The organism is Allorhizobium sp. NPDC080224, from assembly GCF_050281005.1.
Lineage (GTDB): Bacteria > Pseudomonadota > Alphaproteobacteria > Rhizobiales > Rhizobiaceae > Allorhizobium.
Genome location: NZ_JBNNWJ010000001.1, coordinates 2,881,670 through 2,903,247, shown reverse-complemented (window position 1 = coordinate 2,903,247; position 21,578 = coordinate 2,881,670). Strand labels below are relative to the sequence as shown.

Below are 21,578 nucleotides of genomic sequence, written 5' to 3'. Positions count from 1 at the left end.
GATCGAACGTGCGATTCCCCAGAGGATACGGGATGGTGCGACAGGCGACAAGCGGGAGCGAATTCGATGGTCAGCCTCGCGCAAGCTACAAAAAAGCGGCCACGCGGGCCGCTTCCTTGCATCGGGTCTCGAGCGGCTGGCTCAGATGTTGTTCATCAGCACCTTGCGCAGCTTGTCGAACAGTTCGTCGATCTGTTCGTGGGTGATGATCAGCGGCGGCGACAGCGCGATGATGTCGCCGGTGGTGCGGATCAGCAGGCCATCGTTATAGGCGTTGAGGAAGGCGTTGAAGGCACGCTTCGTCGGCTCGCCATCGATCGGTTTCAGTTCGATCGCGCCGATCAGGCCAAGATTGCGGATGTCGATGACGTTAGGGCAGTCCCGCAGCGAGTGAAGCTTCTCTTCCCAGTAGGAGGCTATCTCGGAGGCGCGGGTCAGCAGACCCTCTTCCTTGTAGGTGTCGAGCGTGCCGAGGGCGGCTGCAGAGGCGATCGGATTGCCCGAATAGGTGTAGCCATGGAAGAACTCGATCATGTGCTCGGGGCCCTGCATGAAGGCGTCATGGATCTCGGCGGTGACGAAGACCGCGCCCATCGGGATGACGCCGTTGGTCAGGCCCTTGGCGGTGACCATGATGTCGGGCTTCACGTCGAAATACTGGGCGGCAAAGGGCGCACCCAAGCGGCCGAAACCGGTGATGACTTCATCGAAGATCAGGAGGATGCCGTGCTTGGTGCAGATCTCGCGCAGGCGCTGCAGGTAGCCCTTCGGCGGGATCAGAACGCCGGTCGAACCGGAGACGGGCTCGACGATGACGGCCGCGATTGTCGAGGCGTCATGCAGGGTGACGATGCGTTCCAGCTCGTCAGCAAGGTCGCCGCCATGCTCGGGAATGCCCTTGGTGAAGGCGTTCTTCGCCGGCTGGTGGGTGTGCGGCAGGTGGTCGACGCCGGTCAACAGCGTGCCGAACATCTTGCGGTTGGAGACGATGCCGCCGACCGAGATGCCGCCGAAATTGACGCCGTGATAGCCGCGCTCGCGGCCGATCAGGCGGGTGCGGGACCCTTGCCCCTTCACGCGCTGATAGGCGAGGGCCACCTTCAGCGCCGTCTCCACCGATTCCGAGCCGGAATTGGTGTAGAGCACATGGGCCATGTTGTCGGGGGCGAGATCGATCAGGCGGTTGGCCAGTTCGAAGGCCTTGGGATGGCCGAGCTGGAAGGCCGGTGCATAGTCCAGCTCTCCGGCCTGCTCGCGGATCGCTTCGGTGATCAGCGGGCGGCAGTGACCGGCATTCACGCACCAGAGGCCGGCGGTGCCGTCGAGCACCTGGCGGCCGTCATGGGTGGTGTAGTGCATGTCCTTGGCGCCGACGAAGAGGCGCGGCTCCTTCTTGTACTGGCGGTTCGCGGTGAACGGCATCCAGAAGGCGCGCAGGTCGTTCGGCGTGGAATTCAGGCGGTTAGACATCGTGTTCTCCATGGCCCTTTAGTCGCGGGCGGCCATTCTCCCTGATGCCGGCTGCAAGGGCCGAACTCCGTTGATTGCGCCGTCACGTTATCAGGGCGCATGGCATGGTCAAGCCACCGGCAGGGGCGCATCAACAAAGGTCATGGATCGCTGAATTCGGGTGATGGAAGCGCGCTGCATCGACGACCCGTTGCTGAAAAGGCGCGTGCCGTCGACGCCAAGCAAAAAGCCCCGGCGGCGAAGCCGTCCGGGGCTTTGAAATATCGAATGCCAGAGGCTTCATCCGCGCGAGCGGATGTTCACCTGATCGCCTCCCACCCTCAATCGGTGCGCTACTGGCAGCGCTGTCATCAAGCGGCGGTCTTGCTCGCTGCCGGGGGGCAATAGATGCTTTCGAGCGTTGCGAGGATCTTGATCACCGATTCCGAGGTCGAGGAATAGTAGATCGTCTGTGCGTCGCGACGAGTCTTCACCAGCTTCTGTGCGCGAAGCTTGGAGAGGTGCTGCGACAGAGCCGACTGGCTCAGGCCGACCTGGGTCGCCAGAACACCGACGGGAACCTCACCTTCGACGAGGCTGCAGAGGATCATCAGTCGCTTCGGGTTTGCCATGGCGGACAGCAAGCCTGCAGCAACGGTCGATTGTTCGGACAAAGCTTTCGTTTTCATCTCAGTTCAACTTTCCTTGGTCGAGCGCCCTTGGGGGGAGTGGCAGTCGTTGAAAATCCATCACTTAATTGGAGGCTAAACTCTACCAGCATCATCAAAATTGTATATGCCTAAATTTAAGGTACTGCGTATACTGATTTAGGTAACTCTAATAGCAGATGCTGGACATTTGTGATCGGCGTCACAAATTCATGTCGAATAAGCAAGTCTTTGAAAACGATGTCGATTCCATGCGAATCGATGGCGGCGATGCGCCAGTCACCCTCAGATGCACCATAAGTTTTCACGGCAATGCGTGTTGCGAGATCCGGATGCCGCCCCCCTAATTCTCGCAGTAAGGCAGCCTCACTTTCAAACAAATTATCATTGATTTGCGGGATGAGGAAATCTTCGCTGCTCAAATGATAGGCACGGCCGAATCCGCCATTGAGGCTCGCCCGTTCGGGGCGCAAGCGAAAGAAACGAAAGTCGGGAAAGTCGATGTAAAGCTGCGATTTCGCATGGCGGGCGAGGAAGCGGCTGCGCAGCCTCTGGTGCGTGTCGCTGTCGCGCTCGACGGTTTCCGCCGTGCATTGCAGCGTCAGGCGCGGATGGGCAAGCGGGTCGCCCTTGCCCGGTTCCCCTGTCAGAAGCGAGGCGCGCGGATCGGCGAGCAGGGCCGTCGTGTGGGCGGACAGGCCGGAGACGAGAATGACGGCGGCGCCGTCACTGTCCATGCCGAGCAGCACGCGGCTGACGAAGGGAAAGCCGGTCTCCGGATCGATCACGCCGATTGCCGCGAATCGCGCCCCCCGCAGCAGAATGCGCGCCTGGCGGCGCGCATCGTCGTCGGTATCCCGGATTACCTGGGGCTTGTCGTTCATGTCCGTCTCCCGCATGCGCCTGATGTCGATGCGGGGGAGGGCACGCTACGCCTTGCGGCGATGTTTCGTCAGCCCGCTCACCACATCCTGAGCGTCGATCGTGCCGATGACGACGCCGTTGTCAACGACCCCGATCGTGCCAGGTTGACGCGACAGGGCATCCAGGATGTCGACGAGCGGTGTTGCCGGCGCCGTGGTGCCGGTCACCTGGTGCTGTTCGCCGGTCACGCCGGCGCGCATCACGTCCGAGGCGATCAGCATGTTGATCGGGTTCATGTTCTGCACGAAGTCGGCGACATACTGGTTGGTCGGGTTCTGGACGATCTCCTGCGGCGTGCCGCACTGGATGATCCGGCCGCCCTCCATGATGGCGATGCGGTTGCCAATGCGGAACGCCTCGTCGAGATCGTGGCTGACGAAGAGAATCGTCTTCTTCAGCCGTGCCTGGAATTCGAGGAGCTCGTCCTGCAGACGGGTGCGGATTAGCGGGTCGAGCGCCGAGAAGGGCTCGTCCATCAGAAGGATCGGGGCACCTGTTGCGAAGGCGCGGGCAAGGCCGACGCGCTGCTGCATGCCGCCGGAGAGTTCGTTGACCTTGCGGTCCGCCCATTTCGACAGGTTTACCAGCTCGAGCTGCTCGGCGACCGTCCGATTGCGCTCGGCTTCCGGAACGCCGGCGAGCTCGAGCCCGAAGCCGACGTTGTCGGCAACCGTCCGCCAGGGCAGGAGGCCGAACTGCTGGAAGACCATCGAGACGGTGTGCATGCGCAGATCCCGCAGCACCTGGGCCGATGACTTGTAAGGATCGACATAGCCGGTTTCGGTACGGACGCTGACACTCCCGCGGACGACGGGCGCGAGTGCGTTGACCGCACGCAGGAGGGTCGACTTGCCCGAGCCGGAAAGCCCCATCAAAACGAGGATCTCGCCTTCCTTGACGGTCAGCGAGGCGCCGGCCACGCCGAGCACGAGGCCTGTACTGGCGCCGATCTCGTCGCGGGTCTTGCCCTGGTCGACCATTGCAATGGCACGCTCGGGATTGTCCCCGAAAACGATGTCGACATTGTCGAAGATTACGGCGTCGGTCATGTCTCTTCTCCGGGAATGCGGAACATCCGGTCGAGGATGATGGCCAGGATCACGATGCAGAGACCGGCCTCGAAGCCACGCGCGATGTTGACGGTGTTGAGCGCGCGAACGACGGGAACGCCGAGGCCGCTTGCGCCGACGAGTGCGGCAATGACCACCATCGACAGCGACAGCATGATGGTTTGCGTCAGCCCCGCCATGATCTGTGGCATGGCGAAGGGCAGTTCAACCTTGCGCAGCACCTGTGTCGGGGTCGCGCCGAAGGCCACGGCCGCTTCCACCAGAGAAGGCGGGGTGGAGATGATACCGAGCCGTGTCAGGCGGATCGGGGCTGCGATCGCAAAGATCACGGTCGCGATCAGGCCAGGCACCATGCCGAGGCCGAACAGGATGAGCGCCGGAATGAGGTAGACGAAGGTGGGGATCGTCTGCATCAGGTCGAGAACGGGGCGGACGACGGCATAGAGCCAGGGGCGCCGGGCGCAGGCGATGCCGATCGGCACGCCGATGACCATGCACACACCGGTTGCTGCCAGCACCAGTGCCAGTGTCTCCATGGTCTCCTTCCAGTAGCCCTGGTTATAGATCAAGAGCAGACCGAAGAAGGTGAAGGCGGTGACGCCGAGCGAGCGGCGCATGAACCAGGCGAGAAGCGAAAACAGCGCGATCATGAACAGCGGATAGAAGTCTTCCAGTGCTGTTCCCCTGAGATAGGGGGCCTGAAGCACGAAGAGCATCGCGTTGATCGACGCGCTGAGAATTGTTGCGATGAAATCGAATACAAAATCGACGTTATCGGTCAGCCAGTCGACGAAGCTCTTCGACCAGGGCCCGATGGGCAGTTTATTGTCTGTCAGAAAGTCCATGTTCGTCCCCTGATAGCCGCAGGTTTAATACCCAGGATCCCGCGCGACCGGATCCCCCTTCCGGCCGCGCGGTTCCAGCATCATTGGACAGGGCTCAGAGGCCGAGTGCCGTCTTCACAGCAGCGAGGCCGTCGCCGCCATCCTTGGTGGTGACGCCGGCGAGCCAGGGCTCGACAGCCGCCGGATTGGCCTTCAGCCAGTCACTTGCTGCCACTTCAGCGTCCTGGCCGTCATTCAGGATCTTGCCCATGATCTCGTTCTCCATCTGGAGTGAGAACTTGAGGTTGGTGACAAACTTGCCGACGTTCGGGCACTCGGCCGTGTAGCCAGCGCGGGTGTTGGTGAAGATGGTCGCGCCGCCGAAGTCAGGGCCAAAGACGTCATCGCCGCCAGACAGGTAGGTCAGCGCAAAATTGGCGTTCATCGGATGCGGTTCCCAGCCGAGGAAGACGACCGGCTGGCCATCCTTTTCGGCGCGGGCAACCTGCGCCAGCATGCCCTGTTCTGAGGATTCGACGACTTCGAAGTCACCGAGTTCGAACTTGTTGGCGTCGATCATGTCGAGGATCAGGCGGTTGCCGTCATTGCCCGGCTCGATGCCGTAGATCTTGCCCCCGAGCGCGTCGGCATGCTTGGCGATGTCGGTGAAATCCTTGATGCCGAGTTCGGCGCCCTTGGCATTTGTGGCCAGCGTGTATTTCGCGCCTTCGAGGTTGGGGCCGAAGACCTCGACCGACTTGTCTTCGCGGTAAGGCGCAATGTCGGCTTCCATCGTCGGCATCCAGTTGCCGAGGAAGACGTCAATATCCTTGTTCTTCAGCGAGGAATAGGTGACCGGAACGGAGAGGACCGTTGTGGTCGGCTCATAACCGAGCGCCTTCAGGAGAACCGAGGCGGTGGCGGTGGTCGCGGTGATATCGGTCCAGCCGACGTCCGAGAAGCGGACGGTCGAGCAGCTTTCGGGCTCCTGGGCGAAGACCGGCCCGGCGCTGATGGCGATCAGCGAAACGGCTGCCGCAAGGGTGCGGCGACAAGTGAGTAGAGACGTCATGGAAAGGCTCCCGGTTTTTTTATTGATGTTCCCAAGTCAACATTCAATACCGGAGAATTGCAAGGATGCCCGCGCGTTTGCGTCGCAGCACCGGCCCTGTTTGCGACTTGCAGCCCCTGCAGGGCAGGGAACTCGGGTTCCTGAAAAAAAGCCAAGGATTTTGATGGCGGTCAAAGCAATCGATTGCGTGTCGTGCGAATTGGTGCTGCCATATGCATGCGACGCGCTGGCGCCGTTCTATGGATCAAGGAGTTTCCATGAAGCCGTCTACCATGCTTATGATACTTGCCGTGTCTGCCGCTCCCCTTCCAGCATTCGCAGCTGGCGATCCCGTCGCCGGCGCCAAGGCTTTCAAGGCTTGCCAGGCCTGTCACATCGCGACCGAAGCGAAGAACAAGGTTGGTCCGACGCTGCAGGGCGTGGTCGGCCGCCCGGTCGCTTCGATCGCCGATTACAAATATTCCAAGGCCATGACCGATTTCGGTGCGGGCAAGGTGTGGGATGAATCGCTGCTTTCCGAATATCTGAAGGCGCCAAAGGCCGTCGTGAAAGGCACCAAGATGGCCTATGCCGGGGTGAAGAAGGACGATGATCTCGCCAACATCATCGCCTATCTCAAGGACCCGGCCGCCGGCGGTCAGTAATACCCGCACAACTTGCTGATGTGACAGCCGTTTCGCGGCTGTCGCATTTCTCTGATAGCGCCTCTTGTGTGGAGGCTGCGATCATCCATATCGGATGAAGGCCGCCTCTGCTTGTGCGTTGCGATACTTCCCTGCATGGGGAAACGCGCTAAGGTGGTGACAAACGAGTCCGGCGCGCCGCCGGGATGACGGCACAGGGAGACAACATGGCGACTTTGCAGGGCTTCGACACTGAGATCGAAAAGACGCGTAAGATCGTCTCGGAGATGCGTGGCAAGATCGAACAGTCTGGTGTGGTGCTGGATACGCTCGCAAAGAGCGACTCCAAGCTCGTCGGCCAGGATTTCGACATCGAGAACGCCCGGATCTCGGATGTTCTCAACCAGCAGAAGGTGATGGAGGCGAATATCGCCGACCTGATCATCGGGCTGGAAGATGCGACAAACGTCTTCGGTGCCGAATTCGAGAGCATGAAGAGCTTTTCCGGCATGGAAAAGTTCATCGGCATCTTCTCCAAGCAGAGGGCGCAGCGCATGCGCACCGAGCGCGTCCGCAACATGTCGCTTGCCGGCAATCTTCAGGAACTGCTCGCCAAGTCAGACAGCATCGTCGGCATCCTGAAGGAACAGAAGACGGTTCTCGAGGAGCGCTACAAGACGTCAGAGGCGAGCCTCGTGCAGGTGATCGAGCGGCGCAAGCAGACCATCGCCAATCTCGAAGAGACCCAGACGAAGATCGAAACGCTTAATCCAGCGCTGCTCGACATCGAGAACAAGATCGCCGCTTCGACCGACACCTCGGAGCGCACCGAACTCGAGGCCCAGCGCTCGAAGCTTGCGACCGATTACAATCAGGCGCAGGCCCGCGAACAGGAGCTGCTGGCCGAAAGCCAGACACTCGAACGTTATACCTCGATGTTCCAGACCTTCGTCGACAGTCTCAACAACCAGATCGCGGCGCAGAACACGCTGATCAACAAGCTGAGCATCGATACCGAGCAGCGCATCGTGCTCTACAAGGCGCTTGAGGATTCGCTGAAAACAGCTGCCCAGCAGGAAGTTGCGCACCGGATCAATACGCTTGGTTCCCAGGTCGACACGGCCGCAGAGGAAACGATGGCGGGGATCGGTGCTGCAGCCCAGCGGCATATCGGCGATCTGCTCGAACTGCACGAAAAGAACATGCTCTCGACGCAGGACATCCAGCGCCGCAAGAAGCTCGCCGACGAAGCCTTCGCTCGGCGTTTCCAGGCGGTTCTCGACAAGCATAATTCGGCCGACTACGTGAAGCCTTGAGCATGCCCGTGACGTGGGCGCGGCCATCCGGCCGCGTGCCGCTTCCGCGGGCCTGTCTATAGGGAGAGGGGCATGAACGTCGTCGATCGCAACAGTGCCGTCACGCACTATTTCACCACCATGGCTTCGGCGCTGTCAGGGCTCGAACAGTTTTTCGGCCAGTCCGATCGCCGCTTCGGCGACAAAGGGCCGCCAACGCTTCACCTGCTGCCCTATCTTGATCGCCTCCGGAACTCCTTCACTTCCTGGCAGAACCGCATCGGCTTTACCGGCCAGTTCAAGATCGCGCAGGCCGAGAGCGGCTTTCCCATCTTCCAGAACGTGCTGGAGCTGGAAAACGACCGAGCGGGGGCCGCCACACGGCTCTCGACCATTCCGGCCGTTTCCAAGCTGCGCGAGGAAATGGTCGATTTCATCCTGCGGCAGAAGGAGTTTCCGACGGCATTGCAGCAGCAGATCGCCGAGCGGCTCTATCTGGAGCAGGTGAGTGCCGGCGAGATCTTCTCGCCGTTCGTCCTGCCGACCACGGTTGCCGTCAGTGTCAACCCGCAGTCGCGTCGGCCCTCCTATCTCGTCAGCTGGGCCGCCTTCGATGGCGTCAGCACGTTGCCGATGATCTATCTCGCAACGGTCGAAGATTCCTCTGAGAATGTCGCAAAGATCCTTGTGACGACCCAGGGTAAGCTCAATGAAGAGGTCGAGATCCCGCTTCCGGTGGGCGGTCTGCTCAATCCCGAGCTCGCCCGTACATTCGACGATTTCTGCGCCAGGAATTCCGCCTATTCGCTGACGCCTGCGACCATCGCCACCAACATGGACCGCGATTTCCCGACACTGCATCCGAAGTCGGTCCGCCGTATTGTGCTCGGGCCGCTCTATTCGACAGGGCTCACCCAGAATTCCGGCCGTGTCACCGAGATCCTCGACCGGGTCCGCAGGCCTGAGAACGCCTGGGTTATGACCTGGACGGTGCAGGAGGTGTTCTCCAAGCGCGAGCAGCCTGCAGTGAAAGGCTTCTTCTCGTCCACGCCGGCCACCCAGGAATTCCACATCGAGACGCATGATCTTGAAGCCGCGCGCATGGGTGTCTCGACTTACGAGAAGCACGCGCTGGTGCCGCATGACGCCTACCAGGCGCTCTATGCCGCCGGCGAGATCAAGCCGATCTTCGGCAATTTCAAGGTTCACGTGATTTCCGGCAACCAGGTCGTGAGCGAGGTCTGAGGATGAGTGAACTGACGGCAGGGCTGACGACGCTGCGGGAAGAAGACATCGCCAAGCATCTGGCCGTTGCCCAGGGTCTCGTGACGCGTTTCGTGGTGCTCGACCAGGGCGAGGGCACATCTGGTGCGCCGATTGCCGGCACTGGGCGGCGGTTCGTCTCGACGGTCTCGACCGGCTCGGTGCGGCGCACGCGCGAAATCGACCTCATCAAAACGGTGCAATCAGCCGGTTTGGCTGATCCACTTTTGACGCCTGCCCAGCACACGGTCCTGTATCGCGTGCGGCGTGGTGCGCAGGTGGCGCTTGCGATAGCGGATGTCTTTGCCAGGCAGAGCGAGCTTGAGCCTTTGCAGGCCCGGAATATTTCAGCACCCCTGCAGGGTGAGGAGGCCGGCCGTTTCAAGGCGCTGCTTGCGTCCCAGGCCTATGTCGCGGCCTTCGCCTTTGCCGCCTATCTGAAATCGAATGTCGCAGGCGAGGGCGAGCAGCTGGACGGCACTCGCGCGCCGGATTTCCTCTTCGACACGGCCCAGGATGCGCTCAAAAGCATAGTCGCTGGCATCGACGCAGCCGTGCAAGGAGCGGGTGACGACGCGACGCTGATCGGCCGCGTTCGTGGTCTTGCCGATCTTGCGCTCGACGGGCTTCTGACCCGCAAGGCGCGGTTCGAGCATCTCGGCGTCTTCGAAAACGCTCATATCCGTGTGGATCAGGATGATTTCACCCTCGACGGTTTCGACGCGGTGCCGGGCGTAAAGTCGAAGCCGCTTTCGATGAGCTTCAAGAAGCCGGAAGAGATCATCGGCAACCACATCGCGAAGTACCAGGCGCTGAAGCTCGCCAAGATGCTGATGGCCTATGATTTCGACCGGCAGATGAACCCCTTCGTCGATCTCGGTGGCTTCCTCTTCACCTTCATCGGCGATGGCATGCCGGGCACGGGCAAGACGATCCTGATCCAGATGCTGGCGGGCTTGCTCAACGACTACTGCAAGATGGCGGGCTATGCCTTCCATTACGAGAATTTCGGGGTCGACCAGATCTCGTCCTACCAGGGCAAGTCTGGCCAGAACTGCAAATCCTTCGTCAACAACGTGCTCAACCCGCGCGTCATCGGCTTCGGCACGATCGACGATGTCGATCAGGTAACAGCCAAGCGCTCCGACGACCGGGCATCTGCCGGCCAGCACGAGGTGACCGCCGTGCTGATGGAAAGCTTTGCAGGTGCCTCGACGGTTGTTCGCGGCAATTCCACCTTCGGCATGTTCTCCAACTATCCGGAAAATGTCGACGATGCGCTTCGCCAGCGCGCCGGGGCCCGCTGGCTGGTCGACGGGCCGCAGACGCGCGAGGACTATATCGACATCTTCTCGCTGCTCGTCGGCAAGAACCATTCGATCCCGCTTGGAGAACACCAGCTGTTCGCGGGTCAGCAGATCCAGCAGGCGGTCAGCCGCTCCTATGGCGAGCATGACCGTCCGAAGGAAGACGGGCTCGTGGCGGTCTGGGAACGCCACGAGGCGACCCATGGCAAAATCGAGACGCTGGCCGATGTCGGCGCCTATCTGCATGCCATCAAGCTCGCCGAACCGCGCTTCACCGGCCGGGCGATCAAGAACATCACCGATGCGATCAAGATGCGGGCGATGGATGTCGAACTGCCCGACGCCTGGTTCGAAAAGCCGGACGCTTTCGTCCACAAGAGCTATGACGAGAAAAAGGCGATGATCGCCGAGCTACGCGGCCCCGTGACCATGGAGATGATCTGCCAAGAGATCAATCGCTACGCGGACAGTGAGTTCCGCTATGCCGACAAGTCTGATGATGCGGCGGTGACGGAGATCATCCGACGAGAACGGCAGCGCGAGCGGGCGATTGAGGAGATAGAGAAGATGAAGGGGGAGGGGAATTGGTGATTGAGCGCTGCGCTTGCCCCTCATCCGCCCTTCGGGCACCTTCTCCCCGCAGGCGGGGAGAAGGCCGGGACGCCGGCCACGCGCTCCTCCCTCTCCCCGCTTGCGGGGAGAGGGTAGGGTGAGGGGCAATTGCAGAACGCGGTGGTGTCAACGGGGGCACAGATGCGGGGTGCGAACGGAAAAAGGACAGCAAAGGCCAGAAGCCTCCGCAAGGTCGAGAATGATGCCGAAGCCGCATTGTGGAGCGATTTACGGGCACGGCGTCTTGCGGGGCACAATTTCGTGCGGCAGCTTCCGATCGGACCGTACTTCGCTGACTTTGCATGCCGCGAAGCATTGTTGGTCGTGGAAATCGATGGAAGCCATCATGCTGACAGTGAATATGATGCGAAACGGAATGCATTTATGAATGCCAATGGGTGGTCAGTGGTCAGGTTCTGGAATGCAGATGTGCTGCGAGAACGAACAGCCGTGCTCGACACTCTGATCGCTATCTTGGATGGTCGGTTAAACGAAACCGTTCTAGCTCACGATCTTACCTTCCTTCCAGCGGAGCGGTCCGCATGAACCGCCTCCTCGAAGCCGAACTCATCTACGGCCGTCTGCTTGCGATCCGCGAGCCGCATCTGGTCGCGCGCTACAACAAGGCGCTCGCGGCCTTCGACCTGCCGCAGACCAAACTCACCGAATTCGATATCGACATCACCGGCTTCTCGCCGCAGATCGCAGAAGAACTTGGTGATCCCGACTATCTCGACCCCCTGAAGGTCAACCGGCGCTTCATCATCCTCACCCCGGAGCAGGACAGCCTGCCGGTGGTGCATACGAGCTTCTCCAACACCGCCGGCCTGATGCACGAGTTCTTTTCGGCGAACGCCCGCGCCATTCACGCGATCACGCTTAAGGACACCCTTTACGGCGAGATCGAGGACAGTGTCTCCGAGGTGAAAACTCTCGACGACCTGCTGTCGATCAATGAGGTGAAGTTCAAGGTGCTTTCGGCCGAGGATTTGCTCGGCAAGGCTGGGCAACTCCGGCAGCTCTGTGACGCGCTGGTGACGAGCCCCGACGCCTGGCGCGATGACGTGATGCTGGAGCGCATGGTGTCTCTCGCGAAAGAGACTGGCGACATCAGGCAGAATACGCTGGTGCCGGACAAACTCGTCTTTCGCCATGACGCTTTCTGGGCCGATCATTTCGGCGGGGTCTTCGTCTTCGTCGATGAGAAGATCACCACGGTCATCTGCGATCCCCAGGCCCCGGGCTTTCGCCGGTCGCGGCCCTGGCAGGTGAGCTACATCTCGATCGACGACACCGCCCAGGTCGCCGATTTCCTGGCACGCACCGGTCGGCTCGAATTGCCACGGGCAAGCTGGGTGGAAAGCTCCGGTCTTTTTGCTCATCGTCTGGAGATGGCGCTGCTGTCGGTTGCCGCCACGCTCGATCCGGTGCCGGATCTGACGCGCCTCGATCCTGTCTGGATGCAGACCTTCCTGCATCGAAACGCCAAGGCGATCAGCGATCGCGGCGTCTATCCGCTGCTGCAGGAAGCGCTGAGAACGCTCTCGCGCACCGGCAACCTTAGAATGGCGGATATCGATCCGAAGCTGCGTCTCTGGCTGGTGCGCGCCGAGCCCGGCCATCCCGACCAGTGGCTCATCAACCGGCTGATCGCGCATCTGACGCCAGAGGATTTCGTCTCGCGCTTCGTCTTCGACAAGCAGGGCTTCTACAAGGCTTATGACCAGTATCCGGAAGCTTATCGCGATTATGTTGTATCCCGCCTGTCCGACACTTATCTGAAAGACAAGCCCGCCTTTCGCAAACGCCTCTACGGCCTAGGAGATGACCATGCTTGATCCGATCATCGCGTTTTTCCAGCGCGTCTTTGCCGCGATCGGTCGCGGTATCGGCATGGCGGTCGCGTGGTTTCTCTGGCCGTTCCTCGCCGCCCATGGCTGGTATCGTGACCGAAGCTGGATCATCAAGGGACCGATCCTTGGTGTCCTCGTTCTGCTGGTGATCGTCTATGGACAATTCATCTATCGCACCCAGGTGTGGCACGGCTTCGATCCGGCTTTCGTGCAGGCCTATAAGTTCGAGGAGCGTACCGTCCCGGCTGGTACAGCGCTGCCGGGGGAGGCCAATCGATGCCAGGATTCGGCGATCGTCACCGTGGCCGCTGCACTCACCGACCAGAATGTGAACCAGAACAGCTGGATTTCCTCGACACTGCTCTACAAGCTCGGCTTCTTCAGCCTGGATTGGGACAATACGCCGTTCATGGACAACAAGGCTGCGTTCCAGCGCGGCGTCAATCAGGTGGTCCGCCGCACGGCCATCCAGCTCGCCGACAATCTCGGCCGCGTGCGCGGCACCTCGGGGATCAACAACGACCTGCAGAGCGCTCGCGGCAACATCCAGTTCAACGAGACCACCTGGTATTTCGGGACCAACCCGTTCGGCTTTAAGACACCGACGCCGAGCTATTACCGTTCCGCCGTGTCCAGCTGGAACAGCTTCAACACATCGCTTTCGACCTGCGAGTCGGTCTTCGACACGCGCTCTGACAACCTGCTGCAGTTGCTGGACGGCATGGCGAGCGATCTCGGCAACACGTCCGATATTCTGCGTCGCCGTTCGGAGGAGTTCAATGCGGGCTGGTTCGACACGCGCGCCGATGACCGCTTCTGGTTCTCCTACGGCCAGCTCTATGCGCAATATGCCCTGCTGCAGGCGACGCGCACCGACTTCAGCGGCGTCATCCGCGATCGCAATCTGACGGCGATATGGACCGAAATGGAGCGGCAGTTGCAGGCGGCTCTGCGCATTCAGCCTGCCATCATCTCGAACGGCAGCGAAGACGGGTGGATCATGCCGACGCATCTCGCGACCATGGGCTTCTATATCCTGCGGGTTCGCTCCAACATGGTCGAAGCCCAGTCGATCCTCGATCGCTGAGGCCCGGGCAGCCGGTCCATTGGAGGCGGTTCGCGGTAGAGCGAGCCGCCTTTTTGCCGGCAGCTGTATCCACGCATCCCTGCTTGTTCATGCCGCCGGTATGTCGTATGGTCACCATTGAGGTACGTACCTCAGATTTGTCATGCGATGGAGGGCGAAACGATGAGCGGGGTTGAATTGAAGCCGGAATTTGTGGTGCAGGATTTGGCCGCATTGCGGCGTCTCTATGAGCCGGTGCACGCGCTTGCGGTGACGAAGCAGCGTTCGACACTTGGCCCCCATGCCGAGGCCTTCATCCGGCGGTCGCCGTTTCTGTGCATCGGGACGCAGGGGGCGGAGGGTAGGGCCGATGTCAGCCCGCGGGGCGATGCGCCGGGTTTCGTCCAGATCATCGATGCCGGCACCCTGGCGATCCCCGACCGACCCGGCAACAATCGGCTCGATACGCTGGAGAACATCATGGCCAATCCATCGGTCGGCCTTCTGTTCATGATCCCGGGTTACGACGAGACCCTACGCGTCAATGGTCGTGCAAGACTCAGCACGCAGCCGGACCTCCTAGAGGCCATGGCCGTGGATGGCCGACGTCCGAGACTGGCAATCGTGGTGGAGATCGATGAGGTCTTCCTGCATTGCGCAAAGGCATTCCGCCGCTCGCATCTCTGGGATCCCGCTAATCGGCAGGACAGGAGCGATATGCCGTCCCTGATCAAGATGATTCTAGACGACACGAACGGGGCACCCACCGATCAGCAGGTGATGAGCAAGATGGACGAAGACCTGGAGAATGATTATCGCCAGACCCTCTATTGAGGATTACTGCCTCAGTTGATGATCTTCATGCGGATCGCCTTGGCGACCAATTGCGTGCGGTTGACGCAATCGAGCTTGCGGATCGCATTGGTCATGTAGGCGTTCACGGTGTGGTCCGAGAGCGAGAGGATCTGGCCGATTTCGAGCGAGGTCTTGCCCTGCGATGTCCAGCGCACGACTTCGAGTTCGCGTGCCGACAAGACGTTGGAATTGCCTGCCGTGCGGCGCAACCGGTCGAAGACGTCGAAGGCCTGGATGCTCAGCATCGAAAGCTCGTTGATCTCCGGCATGGCCAGCGGGCTGCGGTCGCCGTCATAGCGGACGACGAAGCGGCTCCCGTCGACGGAATTTATCGAAAAGAGAATGCCAGTGATCAGCCGGTATTTCAGCATCAGGGCGGAAAATTCCGGCGGGCAGTCAAATGTCGGGGCCGACCCATCCGGTCCGATCGTCCAGGCATTGTGCATGATCGACCGGCTGATATGCGTGACTGTCGGGCAGTGTTTGAGGAATTCGAAACGATCGAATTCTCGGCAAAAATCGGCCGGAAGCGTCGTTTCCCGCACCAGCGGGCCGAGCAACTTGTCCTGGGCCGTGGGCGCGGCTGCCAAGCTCACATACTCAAGGCCGTATTCACGCGCTGCCCGGGACCAACTGTCCATCAGCTCGGCGCGGCTCTGACAGCTCCCGATATGCTCGCTCAAGAGTGCCTGTCTTTCTGGAAACATCTTATCAATTTCGAAAGTTGACATCAATTCGGAAGTTTAAGACCAATATATCAGTCCAAACGAAAAGCTAGCAGTTTTTCGGGGTCTGTCACGATTAATATGACTAATGTCTGACCGCTGCCGATCAAAATGGCAAGTGCCTGTTAGCCTGATATTCAAACGGGCAGGGCCGACACAGCCTTCACCTCTTCCATCACCGCGTAGGTGTGGGTTTCGCGCACGCCCGGAAGGGGCAAGATGACCTCGGAGAGGAATTGCCGGTAGGCCTCCATGCCGGCGACCCGCGCCTTGACCAGATAGTCGAAGCCACCGGCAACCATGTGGCATTCCATCACGTCGTCCGATCGCTTCACGGCCGCCGCGAAGGTGTCGAAAACATCCGCCGTGGTACGATCGAGCTTCACTTCGATGAAGACCAGGAGATTGCGTCCGAGCTTCTGGGGTGAGAGCATCGCCATGTAGCCGGTGATATATCCTTCCCGGGTCAGGCGGCGGACCCGCTCCGCGGTCGCGGTGGGCGACAGGTTCACCCGTTCGGCAAGCTCGATATTGGTCAGACGACCCTCGGACTGCAGGGCGCGCAGGATCTTGCGGTCAAGGCGATCCAGTTCTTTACTCATTCTCTGCCAAACTCCATTTCTCTAGTGAATATGCCAGAGAAGTGACCAAAGAATAGTGGGAAAGTCGGTAAATCCGAAGATATGTTGCGGATACCACGGAGGTGATAATGATCAAGCCAGCCACGACCGATTTCCCGCGCTTCGAAGCCCCCTATGCCGGCGACGACGACCAGCTCATCCGCCATTTCGCCTCGCGCCTGTCGCTCTCGGAGAGCCAGAACGGCGCCATCGACCGGCGGGCCACGACCTATATCGATGCCATCAGAAACAATTCCGGTTCAGTCGGCGGCGTCGAGGACTTTTTGCGCGAATACGGATTGTCGACCCGTGAAGGTCTGGCGCTGATGGTGCTTGCCGAAGCGCTTCTGCGTGTGCCGGATGCGCTCACCCAGGATCGCCTGATCGAGGACAAGCTGAAGGAGGGCGGCTGGAGCGAACACGAGGCGCATGGTGACAGCTGGTTCGTCTCTGCCTCTGCCTGGGCGCTCGGCCTCTCCGCCCGCGTCATCCGTCCCGGCGAGACGCCTGAAGGCGTCATGCGTGGTCTGGTCAAGCGCCTCGGTCTGCCCACGGTTCGCTCCGCCACCAAGCAGGCGATGCGCTTCCTCGGTCATCACTTCGTGCTCGGCGAGACGATCAAGGACGCGCTGTCGCGTGCAGCTAAGAGCGAGGAGCGCGGCTATCGTCACTCTTTCGACATGCTGGGAGAAGGCGCGCGAACGGCCGAAGACGCCAAGCGCTACTTCCAGTCCTATGCCAGCGCCATCGAAGCGATCGGCGCGCATATGGCAAAACACGGGAAGAGCCAGCAACTGCCGAACCGCATGGGCATCTCCGTCAAGCTCTCGGCGCTGCATCCCCGCTATCTCGCCACCCATCGCGACCGGGTGATGCGTGAACTGGTGCCGGATCTCCTGAAACTCGCGCAGATGGCGAAAGCCCATCAGCTGAATTTTACCGTCGATGCCGAAGAGGCCGACCGTCTCGAACTCTCTCTCGATGTGATCGCTGCCGTCTTTGCCGATCCGACCCTATCAGGCTGGGACGGTTTCGGTCTCGCCATTCAGGCCTATCAGAAGCGTGCGCCGCAGGTGATCGATTACATCGACGGCCTCTGCCAGCAGTATGGTCGCCGGATGATGGTGCGCCTGGTCAAGGGCGCCTATTGGGATACGGAAGTGAAGCGCGCCCAAGAGCGCGGCCTCGACGACTACCCGGTCTGGACCCGCAAGCAGGCGACGGATCTCTCCTATCTGCATTGCGCGGCGAAGCTGATGGAAAAGCGCGCCCGCATCTTCCCGCAGTTTGCCACCCACAATGCGCTCACCGTATCGACAATCATCGAGCTTGCCGGTGCCGATCGCTCCGGCTTCGAGTTCCAGCGCCTGCATGGCATGGGCGAGGCCCTCTACGATACGCTGCTGTCGGGCAATGATCGTATTGCCTGCCGTATCTATGCGCCTGTCGGCGGCTACCGCGACCTGCTCGCCTATCTCGTCCGTCGCCTGCTCGAAAACGGTGCCAACTCCTCCTTCGTCGCCGTTGCCGGTGACAAAAATATCCCGGTGACGGCACTTTTGGAGCGGCCGACCGAAAAGCTCGGCCTCGGCAATGGTCAGAGCGCCCGCCACAGCCAGATCCCCATGCCGCTTGATCTCTACAGTGACCGCCGAAACAGCGCCGGCTTCGAATTCGGCCATCGCGACAATCTCGAGCGGCTGATGGCCCGCATCGGCCAGCCGTTCCCTGAGATCGCGGCGCGTCCGCTGGTTCCGGGGGCAACCGGCGCGACCAGCGACGAGGCCGTGCTGTCGCCCGCCGACCGCTCTCGCAAGGTCGGGACCGTGCGCAATGCGACGCCTGCCGATGTCGACCGCGCCTTTGCTGCTGGACGACAAGGCTTTGCTCTGTGGTCGCGCACATCGGTCGAAGAGCGCGCGGCAACGCTGGACACGCTTGCCGACCTGCTGGAGGCCGATCGTGACCGTCTCCTGGCGCTGCTTGCGCTCGAAGCTGGCAAGACGCTGGACGACGGCGTTGCCGAAATCCGCGAGGCGGTCGATTTCTGCCGCTATTATGCAGCCCAAGCCCGCAAGCAGTTCGGCGAGGCCGAAGTCATGCCGGGCCCGACCGGCGAGCTCAATCGTTTGTCCTGGCGCGGTCGTGGCGTCTTCGCCTGCATTTCACCGTGGAATTTCCCGCTCGCCATCTTCCTCGGCCAGGTCTCGGCTGCCTTGGTCGCCGGCAATGCCGTCATCGCCAAGCCCGCGCCGCAGACGCCGCTGATCGCTTTTGAGGCCGTCAAGCTCTTCCACAAGGCGGGTGTCCCGGAAGACGTACTGATGCTCATGCCCGGCGCCGGCGACGTGGGGGCTGCCATCGCTGCCCATCCAAAGCTCGCCGGCATCGCCTTTACCGGCTCGACGGGCACGGCCCAGGCGATCAACCGGACGCTGGCTGCCAAGGACGGTCCGATCGTGCCGCTGATTGCCGAAACTGGTGGCCTCAACGCCATGATCGTCGATGCGACGGCGCTTGCCGAACAGGTGGCCGACGATGTCGTGATGTCCGCCTTCCGCTCGGCGGGCCAGCGATGCTCGGCGCTCCGCATCCTCTATCTGCAGGAAGACATTGCCGATGGCATGCTGGAGATGATCGAGGGGGCGGCCCGCGAGCTCAATCTCGGCAATCCGCTTGAGATCACCACCGATATCGGCCCTGTCATCGACGAAAAGCAGAAGGCGATGCTGGAGGCCCATATCACCGAGATGAAGCGGAGCCAGAAGGTGCGCTATGCCGGCAAGGTGCCGGCCACTGGCAATTTCTTTGCCCCGCATATCGTCGAGCTCGATCGTCCCGAAGCCTTGACCAAGGAGATCTTCGGCCCCGTGCTGCACGTCGTGCGCTGGAAGGCAAAGGCACTCGATCAGGTCATCGTCTCGATCGATGCCACCGGCTACGGACTGACGCTCGGCGTGCACAGCCGCATCGAGGCCACCATCCGCAAGGTCACCGAAGCGCTCGACACCGGCAATATCTATGTCAACCGCAACATGATCGGCGCCGTCGTCGGCACCCAGCCCTTTGGTGGCTCCGGCATGTCTGGCACCGGATTCAAGGCGGGTGGACCGGCTTATTTGAGCCGCTTTGCGGTCGAGCAGGTGATCTCGGTGAACACGGCCGCTGCCGGCGGCAATGCCAGCCTGATCGCGATCGGCGAGGGTTGATTGGCTTGCCCACCTCCCCCTTGAGGGGGGGGCGCCGCGAAGCGGCGGGTGGGGACGAAACCTATGCCAGACATGTTGATTGCGCCGGGAGGGGGCACCCCACCCCGGAGCTTCGCTCCGACCCTCCCCCTCGGGGCGCGCACCTCATTCCGTTCTCCTGCCGTGTGGGGGAGATGCCGTCCTTCGGCAAACTCAGGAGGGCAGAGGGGCGGGCTCCGCGGGAGCGAGAGGTCTCATGTCGCATTCAGCCTCATCCCCTTCGCTGTGAAAAAAGTCCTCTAACCTGCTTGCCAGCCGGGCTGCGTCGTCCGATCTTCTCGGCACACATGAGGGGCAGGGACACATGACCGTACCATCCGACATTGAGATTGCGCGCGCAGCCAGGAAAAAGCCGATCCAGGAGATCGGCTGCAAGCTCGGCATTCCCTCCGAAAGCCTCATTCCTTACGGCCACGACAAGGCGAAGATCTCCGCCAGCTTCATCAGGGGGCTGTCGGATCGTCCCGATGGCAAGCTGATCCTGGTGACGGCGATCAATCCGACACCGGCGGGCGAGGGCAAGACGACGACGACCGTCGGTCTCGGCGACGGGCTGAACCGCATCGGCAAAAAAGCCGTCATCTGCATCCGGGAACCCTCGCTCGGCCCCTGTTTCGGGGTGAAGGGCGGGGCGGCGGGTGGCGGTTATGCGCAGGTCGTGCCGATGGAGGACATCAATCTCCATTTCACCGGTGATTTCCACGCGATCACCTCGGCCCACAATCTGCTGTCGGCGCTGATCGACAATCACATCTACTGGGGCAACGAGCTTAACATCGACACGCGCCGCATCACCTGGCGCCGGGTCATGGACATGAACGATCGGGCGCTGCGCCAGATCGTGACGTCGCTCGGCGGCGCGTCCAATGGTTTCCCGCGCGAGGCGGGCTTCGATATCACGGTTGCATCGGAAGTCATGGCGATCCTCTGCCTCGCCACAGATCTCGAAGACCTGGAGCGGCGCCTGGGTGCCATTATCATCGGCTATCGTCGCGACAAGACACCTGTCTTTGCCCGCGACCTGAAGGCCGATGGCGCCATGGCCGTGTTGCTTAAGGAGGCCCTGCAGCCGAACCTTGTTCAGACGCTCGAAAACAATCCGGCACTCGTCCATGGCGGCCCCTTCGCCAATATCGCCCATGGCTGCAATTCCGTGGTGGCAACGAAGACAGCGCTGAAGCTTGGCGACTATGTGGTGACCGAGGCCGGCTTCGGCGCCGATCTCGGTGCGGAAAAGTTCTTCGATATCAAGTGCCGCAAGGCGGGGCTCACGCCTTCGGCCGTCGTCCTCGTGGCGACGGTCAGGGCGCTGAAGATGAATGGCGGCGTCGCCAAGGAGGATCTGGGACGCGAGGACGTCGCAGCGGTCGAGCGGGGTGCCGTCAATCTGGCGCGGCATCTGGAAAACCTCGCCAAGTTCGGCGTGCCGGCGGTGGTGGCGATCAACCATTTCACCAGTGATACCGAAGCTGAGATCGCCGCCGTCAAGGCGGTGGCCGAAGGTCTCGGAGCAGAAGCCGTGCTCTGCCGGCACTGGGCAGACGGCTCGGCGGGGATCACCGAGCTTGCCGAAACGGTGGTCCGGATTGCCGCGACGCCGTCGGTGTTTCGTCCGCTCTATCCCGATGCCATGCCGCTCTTTTCTAAGATCGAACGGATCGCAGCCGAGATCTACCGGGCCGGCGAAGTGACCGCCGACAAGGCGGTCCGTGAGCAATTGGCTGACTGGGAGAGGCAGGGCTATGGGGATCTGCCGGTCTGCATGGCGAAGACGCAGTATTCCTTTTCCACCGATCCGACACTGCGGGGGGCGCCTGAGGGCCACGAAGTGCATGTTCGCGAGGTGCGGCTCTCGGCCGGCGCCGGCTTCATCGTCGCAATCACGGGCGAGATCATGACCATGCCGGGCCTGCCGCGCGTGCCGTCCTCGGAAAGGATCCGGCTCAATACGGACGGCGCCATCGAGGGGCTGTTTTAGTCGGTCCTGAAAATTACCACTGAAATCTTGTGGTATTTCCGTCACGTCCGAGTGCGTGATAATTCATGATGAAAAGAATCATGTTTTATATCTTGACGATAGTAATCATGTTTTATACGGCATGAT

Annotated in this window: 18 protein-coding genes; 10 read left to right on the top strand and 8 right to left on the bottom strand. The window is 61.2% G+C overall.

The features are described from left to right. Positions 1-141: 141 nt before the first annotated feature. The 6 genes from ACQKP1_RS14285 to ACQKP1_RS14260 form a co-directional block, all read right to left on the bottom strand. Positions 142-1,470, bottom strand: a complete 1,329-nt coding sequence (locus tag ACQKP1_RS14285) for an aspartate aminotransferase family protein (RefSeq protein WP_006725708.1) — start codon at positions 1,468-1,470, stop codon at positions 142-144. Between the two features lie 350 nt (positions 1,471-1,820). After that, positions 1,821-2,138 carry an ArsR/SmtB family transcription factor gene (locus ACQKP1_RS14280; RefSeq protein WP_006725707.1) on the bottom strand — a complete coding sequence of 106 codons (318 nt, stop codon included), beginning with the start codon at positions 2,136-2,138 and terminating at the stop codon, positions 1,821-1,823. 116 nt (positions 2,139-2,254) lie between these two features. Further along, positions 2,255-3,001: a HugZ family protein gene (locus tag ACQKP1_RS14275; RefSeq protein WP_427275753.1), complete on the bottom strand. Its 747-nt coding sequence runs from the start codon at positions 2,999-3,001 to the stop codon at positions 2,255-2,257. Positions 3,002-3,046: 45 nt separating this feature from the next. Continuing rightward, positions 3,047-4,090 (bottom strand): choline ABC transporter ATP-binding protein, encoded by a 1,044-nt coding sequence (gene choV, locus ACQKP1_RS14270; RefSeq protein ID WP_427275752.1) that lies wholly within the window; start codon positions 4,088-4,090, stop codon positions 3,047-3,049. Further along, entirely contained in the window at positions 4,087-4,956 is an 870-nt protein-coding gene (choW, locus tag ACQKP1_RS14265) for a choline ABC transporter permease subunit (RefSeq protein WP_203017047.1), read from the bottom strand. The genes choV and choW overlap by 4 nt, the downstream gene beginning before the upstream one ends. 94 nt (positions 4,957-5,050) lie before the next feature. After that, positions 5,051-6,007 (bottom strand): choline ABC transporter substrate-binding protein, encoded by a 957-nt coding sequence (locus tag ACQKP1_RS14260; RefSeq protein WP_427275751.1) that lies wholly within the window; start codon positions 6,005-6,007, stop codon positions 5,051-5,053. Between the two features lie 257 nt (positions 6,008-6,264). Between ACQKP1_RS14260 and ACQKP1_RS14255 the strand changes: the two genes are divergently transcribed. From ACQKP1_RS14255 to ACQKP1_RS14220, 8 genes are all read left to right on the top strand, one after another. Beyond that, positions 6,265-6,651 carry a c-type cytochrome gene (locus tag ACQKP1_RS14255; RefSeq protein ID WP_427275750.1) on the top strand — a complete coding sequence of 129 codons (387 nt, stop codon included), beginning with the start codon at positions 6,265-6,267 and terminating at the stop codon, positions 6,649-6,651. Positions 6,652-6,857: 206 nt separating this feature from the next. Next, a complete protein-coding gene (locus tag ACQKP1_RS14250) occupies positions 6,858-7,946 on the top strand; it encodes a hypothetical protein (RefSeq protein ID WP_427275749.1) in 1,089 nt (362 codons plus the stop codon). Between the two features lie 72 nt (positions 7,947-8,018). After that, entirely contained in the window at positions 8,019-9,170 is a 1,152-nt protein-coding gene (locus tag ACQKP1_RS14245) for a hypothetical protein (RefSeq protein WP_427275748.1), read from the top strand. A 2-nt stretch (positions 9,171-9,172) separates the two neighbouring features. Continuing rightward, the gene (locus ACQKP1_RS14240) at positions 9,173-11,086 is read left to right on the top strand and encodes an AAA family ATPase (RefSeq protein ID WP_427275747.1); all 1,914 of its coding nucleotides are present in this window, start codon (positions 9,173-9,175) and stop codon (positions 11,084-11,086) included. Between the two features lie 162 nt (positions 11,087-11,248). Next, on the top strand, positions 11,249-11,653 hold the full coding sequence (locus tag ACQKP1_RS14235) for an endonuclease domain-containing protein (RefSeq protein ID WP_427276458.1): 405 nt from the start codon (positions 11,249-11,251) through the stop codon (positions 11,651-11,653). Beyond that, a complete protein-coding gene (locus tag ACQKP1_RS14230) occupies positions 11,650-12,945 on the top strand; it encodes a DUF6638 family protein (protein ID WP_427275746.1) in 1,296 nt (431 codons plus the stop codon). Before ACQKP1_RS14235 ends, ACQKP1_RS14230 begins: the two co-directional genes overlap by 4 nt. Beyond that, entirely contained in the window at positions 12,938-14,047 is a 1,110-nt protein-coding gene (locus ACQKP1_RS14225) for a DUF2333 family protein (protein WP_427275745.1), read from the top strand. The genes ACQKP1_RS14230 and ACQKP1_RS14225 overlap by 8 nt, the downstream gene beginning before the upstream one ends. Positions 14,048-14,209: 162 nt before the next feature. Further along, positions 14,210-14,860, top strand: a complete 651-nt coding sequence (locus ACQKP1_RS14220) for a pyridoxamine 5'-phosphate oxidase family protein (RefSeq protein WP_427275744.1) — start codon at positions 14,210-14,212, stop codon at positions 14,858-14,860. A gap of 11 nt (positions 14,861-14,871) precedes the next feature. On the opposite strand, the gene ACQKP1_RS14215 is transcribed toward ACQKP1_RS14220, so the two are convergent. Both ACQKP1_RS14215 and ACQKP1_RS14210 read right to left on the bottom strand, forming a co-directional pair. Next, positions 14,872-15,588 (bottom strand): LuxR C-terminal-related transcriptional regulator, encoded by a 717-nt coding sequence (locus ACQKP1_RS14215; RefSeq protein WP_427275743.1) that lies wholly within the window; start codon positions 15,586-15,588, stop codon positions 14,872-14,874. A gap of 155 nt (positions 15,589-15,743) precedes the next feature. Next, complete coding sequence (locus ACQKP1_RS14210; protein ID WP_427275742.1) at positions 15,744-16,208, bottom strand: Lrp/AsnC ligand binding domain-containing protein; 465 nt, start codon at positions 16,206-16,208, stop codon at positions 15,744-15,746. A 107-nt stretch (positions 16,209-16,315) separates the two neighbouring features. Between ACQKP1_RS14210 and putA the strand changes: the two genes are divergently transcribed. Both putA and ACQKP1_RS14200 read left to right on the top strand, forming a co-directional pair. Further along, positions 16,316-19,435, top strand: coding sequence for a bifunctional proline dehydrogenase/L-glutamate gamma-semialdehyde dehydrogenase PutA (gene putA, locus ACQKP1_RS14205; RefSeq protein WP_427275741.1), 3,120 nt, complete (start codon positions 16,316-16,318; stop codon positions 19,433-19,435). Between the two features lie 343 nt (positions 19,436-19,778). Then, positions 19,779-21,452 carry a formate--tetrahydrofolate ligase gene (locus ACQKP1_RS14200; protein WP_427275740.1) on the top strand — a complete coding sequence of 558 codons (1,674 nt, stop codon included), beginning with the start codon at positions 19,779-19,781 and terminating at the stop codon, positions 21,450-21,452. Positions 21,453-21,578 lie beyond the last annotated feature (126 nt).

What these genes read in the sequence shown, in the direction of transcription:
- ACQKP1_RS14285 (WP_006725708.1), bottom strand. Translation starts at nt 1,470, where the DNA reads ATGTCTAACCGCCTGAATTCCACGCCGAACGACCTGCGCGCCTTCTGG.
- ACQKP1_RS14280 (WP_006725707.1), bottom strand. Translation starts at nt 2,138, where the DNA reads ATGAAAACGAAAGCTTTGTCCGAACAATCGACCGTTGCTGCAGGCTTG.
- ACQKP1_RS14275 (WP_427275753.1), bottom strand. Translation starts at nt 3,001, where the DNA reads ATGAACGACAAGCCCCAGGTAATCCGGGATACCGACGACGATGCGCGC.
- choV (WP_427275752.1), bottom strand. Translation starts at nt 4,090, where the DNA reads ATGACCGACGCCGTAATCTTCGACAATGTCGACATCGTTTTCGGGGAC.
- choW (WP_203017047.1), bottom strand. Translation starts at nt 4,956, where the DNA reads ATGGACTTTCTGACAGACAATAAACTGCCCATCGGGCCCTGGTCGAAG.
- ACQKP1_RS14260 (WP_427275751.1), bottom strand. Translation starts at nt 6,007, where the DNA reads ATGACGTCTCTACTCACTTGTCGCCGCACCCTTGCGGCAGCCGTTTCG.
- ACQKP1_RS14255 (WP_427275750.1), top strand. Translation starts at nt 6,265, where the DNA reads ATGAAGCCGTCTACCATGCTTATGATACTTGCCGTGTCTGCCGCTCCC.
- ACQKP1_RS14250 (WP_427275749.1), top strand. Translation starts at nt 6,858, where the DNA reads ATGGCGACTTTGCAGGGCTTCGACACTGAGATCGAAAAGACGCGTAAG.
- ACQKP1_RS14245 (WP_427275748.1), top strand. Translation starts at nt 8,019, where the DNA reads ATGAACGTCGTCGATCGCAACAGTGCCGTCACGCACTATTTCACCACC.
- ACQKP1_RS14240 (WP_427275747.1), top strand. Translation starts at nt 9,173, where the DNA reads ATGAGTGAACTGACGGCAGGGCTGACGACGCTGCGGGAAGAAGACATC.
- ACQKP1_RS14235 (WP_427276458.1), top strand. Translation starts at nt 11,249, where the DNA reads ATGCGGGGTGCGAACGGAAAAAGGACAGCAAAGGCCAGAAGCCTCCGC.
- ACQKP1_RS14230 (WP_427275746.1), top strand. Translation starts at nt 11,650, where the DNA reads ATGAACCGCCTCCTCGAAGCCGAACTCATCTACGGCCGTCTGCTTGCG.
- ACQKP1_RS14225 (WP_427275745.1), top strand. Translation starts at nt 12,938, where the DNA reads ATGCTTGATCCGATCATCGCGTTTTTCCAGCGCGTCTTTGCCGCGATC.
- ACQKP1_RS14220 (WP_427275744.1), top strand. Translation starts at nt 14,210, where the DNA reads ATGAGCGGGGTTGAATTGAAGCCGGAATTTGTGGTGCAGGATTTGGCC.
- ACQKP1_RS14215 (WP_427275743.1), bottom strand. Translation starts at nt 15,588, where the DNA reads ATGTTTCCAGAAAGACAGGCACTCTTGAGCGAGCATATCGGGAGCTGT.
- ACQKP1_RS14210 (WP_427275742.1), bottom strand. Translation starts at nt 16,208, where the DNA reads ATGAGTAAAGAACTGGATCGCCTTGACCGCAAGATCCTGCGCGCCCTG.
- putA (WP_427275741.1), top strand. Translation starts at nt 16,316, where the DNA reads ATGATCAAGCCAGCCACGACCGATTTCCCGCGCTTCGAAGCCCCCTAT.
- ACQKP1_RS14200 (WP_427275740.1), top strand. Translation starts at nt 19,779, where the DNA reads ATGACCGTACCATCCGACATTGAGATTGCGCGCGCAGCCAGGAAAAAG.